Annotated in this window: 14 protein-coding genes; 3 read left to right on the top strand and 11 right to left on the bottom strand. The window is 68.9% G+C overall.

The genetic code is table 11. From position 1 onward, the window contains the following. Positions 1-6: 6 nt before the first annotated feature. Genes AC1DSA_RS02570 through AC1DSA_RS02560 form a run of 3 tightly spaced genes read right to left on the bottom strand, consistent with a single transcriptional unit; the run spans position 7 to position 2,659 of the window. Positions 7-702: a molybdate ABC transporter substrate-binding protein gene (locus tag AC1DSA_RS02570; protein ID WP_477885729.1), complete on the bottom strand. Its 696-nt coding sequence runs from the start codon at positions 700-702 to the stop codon at positions 7-9. Continuing rightward, complete coding sequence (locus AC1DSA_RS02565; RefSeq protein WP_477885727.1) at positions 702-1,682, bottom strand: tripartite tricarboxylate transporter substrate binding protein; 981 nt, start codon at positions 1,680-1,682, stop codon at positions 702-704. Before AC1DSA_RS02565 ends, AC1DSA_RS02570 begins: the two co-directional genes overlap by 1 nt. Positions 1,683-1,693: 11 nt before the next feature. Further along, positions 1,694-2,659: a tripartite tricarboxylate transporter substrate binding protein gene (locus AC1DSA_RS02560; protein ID WP_477885725.1), complete on the bottom strand. Its 966-nt coding sequence runs from the start codon at positions 2,657-2,659 to the stop codon at positions 1,694-1,696. Positions 2,660-2,733: 74 nt separating this feature from the next. On the opposite strand from AC1DSA_RS02560, the gene AC1DSA_RS02555 reads away from it, so the two are divergent. Further along, the gene (locus tag AC1DSA_RS02555) at positions 2,734-3,609 is read left to right on the top strand and encodes a fumarylacetoacetate hydrolase family protein (protein ID WP_477885723.1); all 876 of its coding nucleotides are present in this window, start codon (positions 2,734-2,736) and stop codon (positions 3,607-3,609) included. Here the strand turns inward: AC1DSA_RS02555 and AC1DSA_RS02550 are convergent. The 4 genes from AC1DSA_RS02550 to AC1DSA_RS02535 all read right to left on the bottom strand — a co-directional run bounded on the left by AC1DSA_RS02550 (position 3,606) and on the right by AC1DSA_RS02535 (position 6,458). Then, on the bottom strand, positions 3,606-4,613 hold the full coding sequence (locus AC1DSA_RS02550; protein WP_477885721.1) for a serine/threonine protein kinase: 1,008 nt from the start codon (positions 4,611-4,613) through the stop codon (positions 3,606-3,608). The genes AC1DSA_RS02555 and AC1DSA_RS02550 overlap by 4 nt on opposite strands. Before the next feature lie 23 nt (positions 4,614-4,636). Continuing rightward, positions 4,637-5,056, bottom strand: a complete 420-nt coding sequence (locus AC1DSA_RS02545; RefSeq protein WP_477885719.1) for an organic hydroperoxide resistance protein — start codon at positions 5,054-5,056, stop codon at positions 4,637-4,639. A 51-nt stretch (positions 5,057-5,107) separates the two neighbouring features. Beyond that, a complete protein-coding gene (locus tag AC1DSA_RS02540) occupies positions 5,108-5,557 on the bottom strand; it encodes a MarR family winged helix-turn-helix transcriptional regulator (RefSeq protein WP_477885717.1) in 450 nt (149 codons plus the stop codon). A gap of 91 nt (positions 5,558-5,648) precedes the next feature. After that, a complete protein-coding gene (locus tag AC1DSA_RS02535; protein WP_477885715.1) occupies positions 5,649-6,458 on the bottom strand; it encodes a crotonase/enoyl-CoA hydratase family protein in 810 nt (269 codons plus the stop codon). Positions 6,459-6,533: 75 nt separating this feature from the next. Here AC1DSA_RS02535 and AC1DSA_RS02530 point away from each other — a divergent pair, with 75 nt between their 5' ends. Then, entirely contained in the window at positions 6,534-8,192 is a 1,659-nt protein-coding gene (locus tag AC1DSA_RS02530) for a GMC family oxidoreductase (protein ID WP_477885713.1), read from the top strand. 104 nt (positions 8,193-8,296) lie between these two features. After that, the gene (locus AC1DSA_RS02525) at positions 8,297-9,031 is read left to right on the top strand and encodes a hemerythrin domain-containing protein (protein ID WP_477885711.1); all 735 of its coding nucleotides are present in this window, start codon (positions 8,297-8,299) and stop codon (positions 9,029-9,031) included. Here AC1DSA_RS02525 and AC1DSA_RS02520 read toward each other — a convergent pair. The 4 genes from AC1DSA_RS02520 to AC1DSA_RS02505 are packed head-to-tail and all read right to left on the bottom strand — an operon-like array spanning position 9,028 to position 12,597. Next, positions 9,028-10,377, bottom strand: a complete 1,350-nt coding sequence (locus AC1DSA_RS02520) for a GAF domain-containing protein (protein ID WP_477885709.1) — start codon at positions 10,375-10,377, stop codon at positions 9,028-9,030. The genes AC1DSA_RS02525 and AC1DSA_RS02520 overlap by 4 nt on opposite strands. Next, positions 10,374-10,859 carry a hypothetical protein gene (locus tag AC1DSA_RS02515; RefSeq protein WP_477885707.1) on the bottom strand — a complete coding sequence of 162 codons (486 nt, stop codon included), beginning with the start codon at positions 10,857-10,859 and terminating at the stop codon, positions 10,374-10,376. Before AC1DSA_RS02515 ends, AC1DSA_RS02520 begins: the two co-directional genes overlap by 4 nt. Positions 10,860-10,867: 8 nt before the next feature. Next, a complete protein-coding gene (locus AC1DSA_RS02510; RefSeq protein WP_477885705.1) occupies positions 10,868-11,671 on the bottom strand; it encodes an ABC transporter permease in 804 nt (267 codons plus the stop codon). Further along, a complete protein-coding gene (locus tag AC1DSA_RS02505; protein ID WP_477885703.1) occupies positions 11,671-12,597 on the bottom strand; it encodes an ATP-binding cassette domain-containing protein in 927 nt (308 codons plus the stop codon). Before AC1DSA_RS02505 ends, AC1DSA_RS02510 begins: the two co-directional genes overlap by 1 nt. Positions 12,598-12,600 lie beyond the last annotated feature (3 nt).

The following is a 12,600-nucleotide window of genomic DNA, read 5'->3' as shown; positions in this document are numbered from 1 at the left end:
AACGGATCATTCGAAGCCGCAGCGGCTGCGCATTTCCGCGGCTGCCGGATCGGTGAGCGCCGCGATGAGCGCGCGCGCGAGTTCGGGCTCCTCGGCCGCCGTGGTCACGGCAGCCGTGTAGGTCGTGAGCAGTTCATGCGGCGGCGGCAGCAGGCCCGTGAGGCGGACGCCCGGCGTGATCAGGATCTCGGTGACCTGCGTGCAGCCGACGGCATCGGGCTCGGATGCCTGTGCCAGCGCTGCCATGGCGGTGGCGCCGTTCGGGTAGGTCTTGAACTTGCCCGTGTCCCCGGCCAGGCCCAGCGCCTGCAGCACCTTGAAGAAGTGGATGCCCGCCGTGGCCTTGGCAGGATCGGGGAAGTAGATCGCGGGCGCCGATTGCAGCAACGCCTTCAGGTCGGCTTCCGAGCCGATGGTCACGGCCCGTCTCTTGTCCTTGAGTGCCACGCCGGTCTTCACCAGGCCGACCGGCTGCACGGATGCGGCATCCGCACGGCCCTGCCCGGCGAGCTCGTCGACCAGCGCCTGCGTGAGGATCAGCAGGTCGCACGGCGCACCGCCGAGCAATTTGTCCTTCATCGCGCCGACCGCGCCGAAGCTGCCTTCAATGCGGCAGCCATGCTGTTGTTCGAAGGCCGCCTGCACCCGGCCCACCAGGCCCTGCGCCGCGCCGCCGCTCAGGATGCGAAGAGTCCTTGGCATCACTCGGCCTTGATGTTGGCGCTCTTGATGACCTTCGCCCACTTCTGGATGTCGTCGCGCACGTACTTGTCGAACGCGGGCGCATTCATCACCAGCGGCACCGCACCCTGCTTGGCCCAGGCCTGCTGCACGTCGGGCTGGCTGACGATCTTGCTGACCGCTTCGTTCAGCCGCGTGACGATCGCGGCCGGCGTGCCTTTGGGCGCCAGCAGCCCGAGCCAGATCGTCGCTTCGTAGCCGGGCACGCCGGATTCGTCCACCGTGGGCACATCGGGCAGCACGGCCGAGCGCTTCTTGCCGGTGGTGGCGATCGCCTTCACCTTGCCCGACTTCACCTGTTCGGTCATGGTGGTGACCGCGTCGAACATCAGGTCGACCTGGCCGCCCAGCACGTCGGTGCGCGCGCCCGAGCTGCCCTTGTACGGGATGTGGACGATCTTGGTGTCCGACATGCTCTTGAACAGCTCGCCGGCCATGTGGTACGGCGTGCCGGTTCCGGAAGACGCGTAGTTCAGCTTGCCCGGCCTCTCCTTGGCCAGCTTCACCAGGTCGCGGATGTTGTTGGCGGTCACCGAGGGGTGCGCCACCAGCACGAGGTCCGAGTAGTTGATGGGCGCGACGGCCACGAAGTCGCGCTCGAGCTCGTAGGGCTTGTTGGGCACCAGCGTCTCGTTCACGGTGTGCGTGTTCGACATCAGCAGCAGCGTATAGCCGTCGGCCGGCGCCTTGGCGACCAGGTCCGTGCCGATCACCGCGCCGGCACCCGGCCGGTTCTCCACCACGAAGGCCTGCCCCAGCTGGTCCGGAAGGCGCTGCGCGAGGAAGCGCGCGAACACGTCCGCCGGGCCGCCCGTGGCAAAAGGCACGACGATGCGCACCGGTCGCGTGGGCCAGTTCTGCGCGGCCGCAGGCAGGGCCTGCAACAGCCCCGCGGCACAGGCGCCGGCCGCGAGCCAGCGCAGGAACGTGTGGCGCTTCATGGAAAGCCTCCTTATTCGACCTTGCCGATCTTCTTGACGACGTCGTGCATGCGCTGCACGTCGCCCTGCACGTACTTCTCGAAGTCGGGCGTGTCCTGGTAGAGAACGGGACTGCCCGCGTTCATGATCACGTCCTTGACCTTGGGATCGTTGGCGGCAGCACGCGCGGCGGCGCGCAGGCGCTGCACCACGGGCTCCGGCGTGCCGGCCGGCACGAACACGCCGGACCACTGGGCGTACTCGGCGTTGTAGCCGGACTGCTTGAGAGAGGGCACGTCGGGCATCGTCTCCAGCCTGGTGGTGCCCCAATGCGCCAGCACGCGCAGCTTGCCGGCCTTGACCTGCTGCAGCACCGTGGCGGGACCGGAGGCCACCGCATCGACCTGGCCGCCCAGCAGCGCGACCACGGCCGGACCGGCGCCCGTGTACGGGATGTGGGTCATCCGCACGTTGGCGACCTGCTTGAGGATTTCCATCGGCACGTGCATCGTCCCGTAGTTGCCGGAGGAGCCGAAGTTGATCGCGCCGGGGCGCTTGCGCGCATCCTCGACGAAGTCCTTCACGGTCTTCCAGGGGGCATCGGCCCGCACGGCCAGCACGGTCGGGTCGGCGGTGATGCGGGCGATGGGGCGCAGCGCGTTGTACGCGTACATCTGCTGGCGGCCGAGCAGCAGGTCGGCCTCGGGCAGCACGCTGTACGAGGAAAGGGCCATGAGGATGGTGTAGCCATCCGGGGCGGATTTGGCGACCTGGGCCATGCCGATGCCGCCGCCGGCGCCGCCCTTGTTTTCGATCACCACCGGCTGGCCGAGGTCGCGCCCCATCGCCTCCGCGACCGGCCGCCCGACGATGTCCGCCAGCCCGCCGGGCGGGAACGGCACGATCATCGTGATGGGCTTGGTGGGGTAGGCGGCCTGCGCGGCAGCAAGGCCGGCCGCGGTGAAAAGACCCGCGGCCACGAAAATCCGGCGCAACATTGGGGGAACTCCTGAGGGACGTTTTGTTAGCATGCTACAGAGCGGCATCGTGGCCGCGATAGAGAGTTTTCACTATGAAAGTCGCCGCATTCCGTTACCAGGGCCAGCCCGCCGTCGGCCGCATTTCCGCCGACGGCCGCATGGTCGAACCCTTCCAGCTGACGGCCGAGCAGGCCGCGCTGGGCGCGCTCCCCATCGTGGAGGCACAGGCCGCCGGCCGCGCATTGCCCGCCACGGGCAGTCCGATTCCGTTGGCCCAGGTGCAATTGCGCGCGCCGATCCCGCGCCCGCGCCGCAACGTATTCTGCGTGGGCAAGAACTACCACGCGCATGCCAAGGAGTTCGCCGGCAGCGGCTTCGACTCCAGCGCCAAGTCCGGTGGCGACATCCCGAAGGACCCGATCATCTTTTCCAAGGTGCCGGAGTCCGTGATCGGTCCCAATGACGCGATCCTGTTCCCGGGCGAGGTCTCCACGGCGATCGACTACGAAGCGGAACTCACCGTGGTCGTCGGCAAGGGCGGCAAGGGCATCAAGGCCGCCGACGCCATGCAGCACGTGTGGGGCTACACCATCATCAACGACATGACGGCGCGCGACTGGCAGGGCCGCCACTCGCAATGGCTGCTGGGCAAGTCCTTCGACACCTTCTGCCCGATGGGCCCGTGGCTGGTCACGGCCGACGAATGCGACGGCCAGAACACCGACGTGAAGTGCTGGATCAACGGTGAGCTGCGGCAGAACGCCAACACCAAGGATTTCATCTTCGACATCCCGAAGCTGATCGAGACGATTTCCGCCGGCATCACGCTGTACCCCGGTGACCTGATCGCCACCGGCACGCCGGCCGGCGTGGGCATCGGCTTCAACCCGCCGAAGTACCTGAAGCCGGGCGACGTCGTGCGGATCGAGATCGCCGGCATCGGCGTGCTCGAAAACCCGCTGCGCTAGGCAACGACGGGAGGCTCCTCCATCGCCTCCCTCTGCTCCTCCAGCATCTGCACCTGGCCCCGCCAGTAGTCGGAGCTGCCGAACCAGGGGAAGGCGCGGGGGAAGGCGGGATCGTCCCAGCGGCGCGCGAGCCAGGCGCTGTAGTGGATGAGGCGCAGCGTGCGCAGCGGCTCGATCAGCGCAAGCTCCGCGCGGTCGAAGTCGCGCATCTGCTCGTAGCCGTCCAGCAGTGCGCCCAGCTGCTTTTGCCGCTGGGCGCGTTCCCCCGAGAACAGCATCCACAAGTCCTGCACGGCGGGACCGGTGCGCGCATCGTCGAGGTCGACGAAGTGCGGCCCCGCGTCGGGCGTCCAGAGGATGTTGCCGGGATGGCAGTCGCCGTGCAGCCGCAGGTGGCGCACGCCCGCCTGCCGCGCGGTGTCGAACGCGGCGCGGATCTGGTCCAGCGCCAGGTCACAACCCCGCGCCCAGTCGCCCTGCACGTCCAGCGGGATCGCGTCGTGGGCGAGCAGCCAGTCGCGCGGCTCTTCGCCGAAGCTCTGGACATCGAGCGCGGGCCGCACCTGGAACGGCGAGCGCGCGCCGACGATGTGGAGCCGCGCGAGATAGCGGCCGATCCATTCCAGCACCTCGCCGTCGTCCAGCTCCGGCATCCGGCCGCCGCGGCGCGGCGAGACGCTGAAGGCGAAACCCCCGTGGTGGTTCAGCGTGCTTCCGCCGGGCGCCAGCGGCGCGACCGCGGGCACCTCGTCCGCCAGCAGTTCGGCCGCGAAGGCGTGTTCCTCCAGGATCTGCGCCTCGCTCCAACGGCCCGGCCGGTAGAACTTGGCCACGACGATGGAAGCGCCTTCATACGGCTCCTCCAGGTGCACCTGGTACACGCGGTTCTCGTAGGAGCTGAGCGCAAGAAGACGCCCGTCCCCGTAGAGGCCCACCGACGCCAGTGCGTCCAGCACCGCGTCGGGCGTGAGGGTCTCGTACGGATGGCGGGCGTCGGCAGTCATGCGGCATTGTGCGCCGCGGACGCTCAGGCGACTGTGATCTGGACGTCGATGTTGCCGCGCGTGGCGTTGGAATAGGGGCAGACCTTGTGAGCCTCGGTGACCAGTTGCTCCGCTTTCGCGCGTTCCAGGCCGGGAAGGGTGATCTTCAGGCGCACGGCGATGCCGTAGCCCAGCGACGTCGGGCCGAGGTCGACTTCGGCGTCGATGGCGGTGTCCGCCGGCACGCTCACGCCCACCTTGGGCGCCACGGCCTTCATCGCGCCCAGGAAGCAGGCGGAGTAGCCGACACCGAACAGCTGCTCGGGATTGGTGCCGTTGCCCGCGCCGCCGGGGGAGGACAGTTTCACTTCGATGCGGCCGTCGTCGGAGCGGCCGGTGCCTTCGCGGCCGCCGACGGCGTGGGTCTTCGCGGTGTACAGGACCTTGTCGAGAGGGGTGCTCATGGTTCTTCCTTTGATGAGGGCTTCCTGGGGAAGCGGAGGGGGTGGGGATCGTCAGGCCGCCAGGCGTTCGCGCAGCGCGCGCACCTGGCCGGTCAGCTGCAGCAGTTCGGGGATGGAGCACTGGCTCGCGGCGAGAACGCAGGCGGGGACCTTGGCAGCCCGCGTCTTCAGGCGGCGGCCGGCGGCGGTCAGGTGGATGTGGACGCGGCGCTCGTCCGCGGCATCGCGCAGGCGGCTCACCAGTCCTGCGGCTTCCAGGCGCTTGAGCAGCGGGGTGAGGGTGCCGGAGTCGAGCGACAGGCGCTGGCCCAGTTCGGACACCATCAGCCCGTCGCCTTCCCACAGCACCAGCATCACGAGGTACTGCGGATAGGTCAGTCCCAGCTCGTCGAGCAGGGGCTTGTACAGCTTGGTCATCGCGAGCGATGCGGAGTACAAGGCGAAGCACAGCTGGTTGTCCAGCAGCAGGGCTGCGTCGGGGGAGAGGCTGCGGTTCGGCATGGCGAGAAGTATATCGCCAAATTCAATTGCGTGCAATCTAAATAGTTTGCTGACAGTCCAGCAAGGACGGCGCGGTGACCGGCGCGGTGGGCTAGCGCCCGCTGAAGCGCGACCGCCGCTTCTCGACGAAGGACTTGAGGCCCTCCGCCGCGTCCTCCGTGCGCGACAGGCGCTGCTGCACGGGAATGAACTCCGCCATCGCCTCCAGCGGCCCGCGCTCCACCGCCTTCAGCGCATTGAGCCGGGTTGCCACGACGGCCAGCGGCGCCTGTCCCGCAACCGATTCGGCGATGCGCAGCGCCTCCTCCAGCTGCCGTCCCTTGGGCACCACCTTCTGCACGAAGTTGAGGCGCAGCGCCTCCGCCGCGTCGAATTCGTCGCCGGTCAGCAGGTGCAACAGGGCGTTGCCCAGGCCGGCCCGCTCCGCCATGCGCAGCGTCGCGCCCCCGGTGGCCATGATCCCGCGCTGCACCTCCAGCTGCGAAAAGCGGCAATCGTCGGACGCCACCACGATGTCCGCGGCCAGCATCAGCTCGATCCCCAGGGTGAAGGTGATGCCCTGCACCGCGGCCACCACGGGCTTGGTGCGGCGGCGGTAGCCGGGCGTGCCCAGGTTCAACGGTTCCACCGCGTCCTGCGGCCACAGTTTCTCGCCTCGCTGGATCGAGGGCGCAATGGTCGGCAGGTCCAGTCCGGCGGTGAAGTGGTCGCCATGCGCGAACAGCACGCCGACGCGCAGGCCGGGATCGTCGTCGAGCAGGGTGTAGGCTTCGGCCAGCTCGCGGAACATGCGCGGCGTGAAGCCGTTGCGCTTGGCGGGCCGGTTGATGCCGATCAGCAGCAAGGCGTCCCGACGTTCGATGGTGATGGTGCCCTCGGCGGGCGGCATGGCGTTTTCCATGAGCCGCATTAGAGCAGCCACCCGGCCGGATTGGCGAGGGTTTGCCTAGACTGCATGCAGCTTCAGGAGACTTCGATGGCCGCTACCTTTCCCCGCACCGTGGACTACGTGATCGTCGGCGGCGGCTCGGCGGGCTGCGTGCTCGCGGCACGCCTGAGCGAGGACCCGCAGGTGCAGGTCGCATTGCTCGAGGCGGGCCCCCCGGACACCAGCGTCCTGATCCACTGTCCCGCGGGTCTCGCGGTGCTGGCCAAGAATGGCCACGCGAACTGGGGCTTCGAAACCGTGCCGCAAGCTGGCCTCAACGGCCGCCGCGGCTACCAGCCCCGCGGCAAGGTGCTGGGCGGATCGAGCTCGGTCAACGCGATGATCTACGCCCGCGGCCACCATGCCGATTACGACCGGTGGGCCGCCGAAGGCAATGCCGGCTGGTCCTGGGACGAGGTGCTGCCTTATTTCAGGAAATCGGAGCACAACGAGCGCGGCGCCGACGCCTTCCATGGCGCAACGGGTCCGCTGAACGTGATGGACCTGCGCAGTCCGCATCGCTTCGGCTCCGTGTTCGTGGAGGCGGCGAAGCAGGCGGGCTATCCGGAGAACCACGACTTCAATGGGGCGCAACAGGAGGGTGTCGGCCTCTACCAGGTCACGCACAAGAACGGCGAGCGCCACAGCGCGGCCAAGGCCTACCTCACACCCCACCTGAACCGTCCCAACCTGCACGTGCTCACCGGCGCGCAGGCCACCCGCGTCCTGCTGGAGGGCCGGCGGGCCGTCGGTGTCGCTTATCGCCAGCAGGGGGTCGAGCAGGAACTGCGCGCGCGCAGCGAAGTGCTGCTCAGTGCCGGCGCCTTGCTGTCGCCGCAGTTGCTGATGCTGTCGGGCGTCGGCCCGGCCGACCACCTGCGCCAGCACGGGATCGAAGTGACGCACCACCTGCCGGGCGTCGGGCAGAACCTGCACGACCACGTCGACGTGGTGCAGGTGGTGGACGCGCCGCACCTGACCGACCTGTTCGGCCTCTCGCTGCCCGGGCTCGTCAACGTGGTGAAGGGCATCTTCGAGTGGCGCAGGCAGCGCAGCGGGCTGCTCACGACCAATTTCGCGGAGGCCGGAGGCTTCATCCGCAGCGCGCCGGACGAATCGCTCCCCGACCTGCAACTGCATTTCGTGATCGGCAAGCTGGTGGACCATGGACGCAAGACCGTGTTCGGCCACGGCTATTCCTGCCATGTGTGCCTGCTGCGTCCCAAGAGCCGCGGCGCGCTGACGCTCGCCAGCGCCGACCCGCTCGCACCGCCGCGCATCGACCCGAACTTCCTGGCCGAGCCCGACGATGTAAAGCGCCTGGTGCGCGGCTTCCAGGTCATGCGCAACATCCTGCAGCAGCCTGCCCTGGCGGGCTTCCGCGGACGCGAACTGGCGTCCTCGGCGCAGGCCCGGGATGATGCCGCCATCGAAGCCTTCGTGCGCGGCCACGCGGACACCATCTACCACCCGGTGGGAACCTGCCGCATGGGCCAGGGCCCCATGGACGTCGTTGATGCCCAGCTGCGGGTGCACGGCATCGAAAGGCTGCGTGTCGTGGACGCCTCGGTGATGCCCAGCATCGTCGGCGGCAACACCAACGCTCCCGTGATCATGATCGGAGAGAAGGCCGCCGACCTGGTCAAGCAGGCGGCGCGCGCCGGCCGTGAAGCAGTTCACGCTGCGACCGAGACCGTCGCTGCTTAAGGTTCCTGCAAGATTCCGATAAGGGATTCTTCAGAACGCCCTCGGGCCTGCATTCCTAGACTTCTTCCCACGGCGCCGATGCCGTCCCCAACGGAAAGAAGACCATGCAGATCACCCCGAAAGAACTCGCGCACGTCGCGGCCGCCGAGGCGCCCCGCTTCGACATCTACTCCGGCATCCACAAGGCACTGCGCGCCTTCATGGCCGACACCCTGCTGGCCGTCGGCCGCATGGATCCCATGGACGAGCAGGACGTGTCGCAGGTGGAAAACCGCGTGCTGCAGCTGCTGGGCGTGTGCGGCGGGCATCTCGCCCACGAGAATGCCTTCCTCCATCCCGCCATCGAGGCGCGCGCCGCCGGTGCCAGCGACCGCATCGCCCATGAGCACGAGGAACACACCCGGGCCATCGCGCAGCTGGCCGAGCTGGTCGCACAGGTCCGGGGTGCGGCCCCGCCGAAGCGCGACGCCGCGGCGTTACGCCTGTACCGCGGGCTGGCGCTGTTCGTGGCCGAGAACTTCCAGCACATGCACGTGGAAGAAACGGCCCACAACGCCGTGCTGTGGGCGCGCTACACGGATGCGGAACTGCTCGCGATCCATGACGCACTGGTCGCGTCCATCCCGCCGGACGAAATGATGTCGGTGGCGCGCTGGCTGGTTCCCTTCATGAATCCCATGGAGCGGTTCCAACTGCTGGCGGACATGCGCGCCAAGGCGCCCCCGCCCGCTTTTGCGGCCATCCTGGAACTCGCCCGGGCGCACCTCACCATGCCCGAGTGGACCAAGCTGGCGCACGCGCTGCAACTGAAGCCGGCCCCCGGCCTGGCCAAAGCCTAGGCCTCCACCAGGTTCACGGGCCGCTCGAGCACCAGCCGGAAACGGCCGCGGCCGGTCTTCTCCATGCGCAGGCCGTCGCCTTGCTCCACCAGGCGGCGCTGCAGCAGGAGCAGGCGCGCCTCCAGGTTGTCGCTGACGTCGGGCAGCCGCAGCGCGGGATCGAGACGCAGTTCGCGGTTGCTGAACTCGGTGCGTCCCAGCTGGCGATGGTCGCGCAGCAGCTTCCAGAGGATCGCACCGGCCACGCCCTTGATCAGGTAGCTGTCGCCCAGGAAGATGCTGTCGTTGGCGCAGAAGTGCCGCACCACGAGCGGCGCCGCGGCGGCCGGCGTGACGGGGCGTTCCGGCACATTCGGCGCCGGGTGGGCATCGCCCGCCTCGTTGGCCGCCTGCATCAGCTCGATGGCCGAGCCCAGGTGGCCGGCGATGGCGACCAGGGCGTCCTCGTCCTCGTAGCTGAATTGCAGTTCCTCGGTGCTCTCCACGAACAGCACGCCCAGGGTCCGGCCGCCGCTCTGGATGGGCACGGCCAGCTGGCTGTGCGGCTGCGCGAGGCCGGGATAGGGGATGTCCGTGACCGGCTCGTGGTCGGGCACGTTGGCATCGAAGCTGCTGCGCATGGCCTGCGTGTAGAGCGCGGCATTGGTCATGTGGCCGATGCGCACCGGCGTGCGCTCGCGCGCCGCCACGCCGATCACCCCCTGGCCCAGGCCGATCTCGGAGCCCACGCCGGAAGTCGCATAGCCGCAGCTGGCCACCGTGTACAGGCGCTGCGCGGCCGGATCGAGCATCAGCACCATGGCATGCCGGATGCCCAGGTGATCGTTCAGGCCGCCGAGCGTCGCCGTGAGCGCCTCGTCCAGGCTGGCACAGCGCGCGAGCCGCTCGCTGGTACGCCGCACCGCGCCGAGGAGGCCGTTGCGCCGCGGCGGCGCGGGCAGGGGATCGCCTTCCAGTGCCTCGATCTTCTCGACTTCGTACACGTCGGAGCCGAGCAGCCGGAACACGCCCTGCATGCCCGTGTGCGATGCGATGCCCGCGAGCTGCGCCCGCATGCCCTCGAACAGGGGGCCCTCGGTTTCGGTGCGCAGGTAGCGGATGTGCAGGCGGTAGAACTGCGCCGTGCCGGGGTCGATCAGCAGTGCCGTGGCGTAGGGGTTGGCCAGGATGTTCTGCCGCGTCTTGTTGAAGAACTGGAAGGACAGAGCGACGTGGCGCTCGTCGGCATAGAACACCTGCGAGATGTAGGCGACGTTGGGCACGCCGTCGGCGCTGCAGGTCGCCACCACCGCGGGGATGATGCCTTCGAAGCAGCAGCGGATGTCCTGCAGCGTGGGGGCGCTCACCTGGTGCTCCCCAGCGGCGTGCCGGCGCGCGGGCCGGGGGTCTGGTCGAAGGCCTGCTCCGGCGTGAAGCGCACGGCCACCACGTCCTCCAGCCGGTGCGCCAGCATCGCGCGGGTGAGCGGTGGGGCGAAGCCGACCTGCTGGATTTCGCGCTCCATCGACTCGCGATAGCGCTCCAGAACGGGGATGTCCTGCGGATCGGCGTTGCGCATGTCCAGGCGCGCTGCCTTCAGCTGCACGGTGCGGTGCGTGGAGGGTTCGCTGAACACGACGGCGATGCTGCCGGTCGCAGCCAGGTCCTGCATCACCTGGCGCGATTGCCGCCGCGACAGGTAGACGGTGATCGTGCGCCCATCCTCCTCCACCCGGCTGCCCACGGCGCGCATCAGGTTGGGCCGCAGCCCGGCGTCGCGGGAGGCGACGATGACCGAGACGCCCCGCGCCATCATCGCGACCAGGTCGGGCGGCAGCGGGACGGCCATGGCTGCGCTCAGGCGGCGAACCGGCGGCGCGTGAGCGCCAGCGCGATCCAGAACGCGCCCACGGCATAGGCCGCGAGCACCAGCAGGTGGCGCACGGGATCCACGGGCCAGCGGTCCATGAACATGGGCCGCACCAGTTCCACCGCGGCCGTGAGCGGCAGCCACGCCGACACCAGGCGCACGAGCTCCGGCAGCTGCTCGCGCGGGAAGAACACGCCCGACAGGAACATCATGGGGGTCAGGAACAGCGTGAAGTAGTAGGTGAAGAAATCGTAGCCTTTCGCCAGCGCGTTGAAAATCAGCGCGATGCAGGAGAAGGTGATGCCGGCCCCCAGCAACACCAGCCAGGCCACCAGCAGCTTGGGACTGTGCGAGATGCTCAGCGCCAGCATCACGAACAGGATGGCAGTGACCGTGAAGATGGCCTTGTAGCCCGCCCACAGCATTTCCGCCATCACGATGTCGTCCAGGCTGACCGGCGCGTTCATGATGCCGTCCCAGGTCTTTTGCACGTGCATGCGCGAGAACGCGGAGTACAGCGCCTCGAAGGTGGCCGCGTTCATCGCGCTCATGCAGATGGAGCCGCTGGCCAGGAACAGGATGTACGGCACCTCGGCGCCTTCGAAGCGCACGCGCCCGACCAGCGCGCCCATGCCGTAGCCGAAGGCCACCAGCCAGATCAGCGGCTCGGCGATGTTGCCGATGAGGCTGGGGATGGCGAGCTTGCGCCAGACCAGCAGGTTGCGGCGGAACACCGGCCACCAGCGGAAGGACAGCTGCGGCGCGCGCCAGTGCGAAGGGTGGTTGACCATCAGCCGCCCTCCCGGATCTGCCGGCCCGTGAGTTTCAGGAACAGGTCCTCCAGGTTGGAGGGACGGTGCAGGGTGCGCAGCTTGGGATGCTCGCGGCCGAGCGCTTCCAGCAGCGGCCGGGCGTCCTCGGTGTAGAAGAACACCGTCTCGCCGCTCACCTCGGTGCGCCCGGCGTACGCCTTCAGCGGCGACTCGGCCAGCTGCAGCGCGCCGTTGCCGTAGGCCTCGACCACGTCGGGTTCCAGGTGCTCGGCGATCAGGTCGCGCGGCCGGCCCTCGGCGATCTTGCGGCCGTGGTCCAGCACCAGCAGCCGGTTGCACAGCCGCTCGGCCTCGTCCATGAAGTGCGTGGTGAGCAGGATCGACTTGCCCTGCTGCAGCAGCACCTGCAGGCGCTCCCACATCAGGTGGCGCGCCTGCGGGTCCAGGCCGGTGGTGGGTTCGTCCAGCATCAGCAGCCTCGGATCGTTGACGAGGGCGCGCGCCAGCGACAGCCGCCGCCGCATGCCGCCCGACAGCTCGCCCGGCCGGGCGTCCGCCTTGTGGGTCAGGGCCGCGAACTCCAGCAGGCGGGGAATGCGCTCGCTGATGCGCGGCCCGGGCATGCCGAAGTAGCGGCCGTACACCATCAGGTTCTCCGCGCAGCTGAAATCGGGATCGAGCGAGTCGAACTGGCTGACCACGCCGAGCTGGGCCTTGATGGCCAGGGCGTCGCGCGGCATCCGCAGGCCCAGGGCATGGATCTCGCCGGCGTCCGGTTCGGTGAGACCCAGGCACATGCGGATGGTGGTGGTCTTGCCGGCCCCGTTGGGGCCGATGACGCCCAGGCACTCCCCCGCGTCGATGCGGAAGGACAGGTCGTCGACCACGGTCGTGTCGCCGTAGCGCTTGGTCAGCCGATGGGCATCCAGGAGGGGCTGGGTCATGGA

It is taken from the genome of Ramlibacter sp. P4_H7 (genome assembly GCF_056400765.1).
The sequence above is the reverse complement of the archived record's forward strand: the minus strand, read 5'-3'. Positions and strand labels throughout refer to the sequence as shown.

What these genes read in the sequence shown, in the direction of transcription:
- AC1DSA_RS02550 (WP_477885721.1), bottom strand. Translation starts at nt 4,613, where the DNA reads ATGACTGCCGACGCCCGCCATCCGTACGAGACCCTCACGCCCGACGCG.
- AC1DSA_RS02530 (WP_477885713.1), top strand. Translation starts at nt 6,534, where the DNA reads ATGGCCGCTACCTTTCCCCGCACCGTGGACTACGTGATCGTCGGCGGC.
- AC1DSA_RS02505 (WP_477885703.1), bottom strand. Translation starts at nt 12,597, where the DNA reads ATGACCCAGCCCCTCCTGGATGCCCATCGGCTGACCAAGCGCTACGGC.
- AC1DSA_RS02570 (WP_477885729.1), bottom strand. Translation starts at nt 702, where the DNA reads ATGCCAAGGACTCTTCGCATCCTGAGCGGCGGCGCGGCGCAGGGCCTG.
- AC1DSA_RS02540 (WP_477885717.1), bottom strand. Translation starts at nt 5,557, where the DNA reads ATGCCGAACCGCAGCCTCTCCCCCGACGCAGCCCTGCTGCTGGACAAC.
- AC1DSA_RS02555 (WP_477885723.1), top strand. Translation starts at nt 2,734, where the DNA reads ATGAAAGTCGCCGCATTCCGTTACCAGGGCCAGCCCGCCGTCGGCCGC.
- AC1DSA_RS02560 (WP_477885725.1), bottom strand. Translation starts at nt 2,659, where the DNA reads ATGTTGCGCCGGATTTTCGTGGCCGCGGGTCTTTTCACCGCGGCCGGC.
- AC1DSA_RS02515 (WP_477885707.1), bottom strand. Translation starts at nt 10,859, where the DNA reads ATGGCCGTCCCGCTGCCGCCCGACCTGGTCGCGATGATGGCGCGGGGC.
- AC1DSA_RS02525 (WP_477885711.1), top strand. Translation starts at nt 8,297, where the DNA reads ATGCAGATCACCCCGAAAGAACTCGCGCACGTCGCGGCCGCCGAGGCG.
- AC1DSA_RS02545 (WP_477885719.1), bottom strand. Translation starts at nt 5,056, where the DNA reads ATGAGCACCCCTCTCGACAAGGTCCTGTACACCGCGAAGACCCACGCC.
- AC1DSA_RS02510 (WP_477885705.1), bottom strand. Translation starts at nt 11,671, where the DNA reads ATGGTCAACCACCCTTCGCACTGGCGCGCGCCGCAGCTGTCCTTCCGC.
- AC1DSA_RS02535 (WP_477885715.1), bottom strand. Translation starts at nt 6,458, where the DNA reads ATGGAAAACGCCATGCCGCCCGCCGAGGGCACCATCACCATCGAACGT.
- AC1DSA_RS02565 (WP_477885727.1), bottom strand. Translation starts at nt 1,682, where the DNA reads ATGAAGCGCCACACGTTCCTGCGCTGGCTCGCGGCCGGCGCCTGTGCC.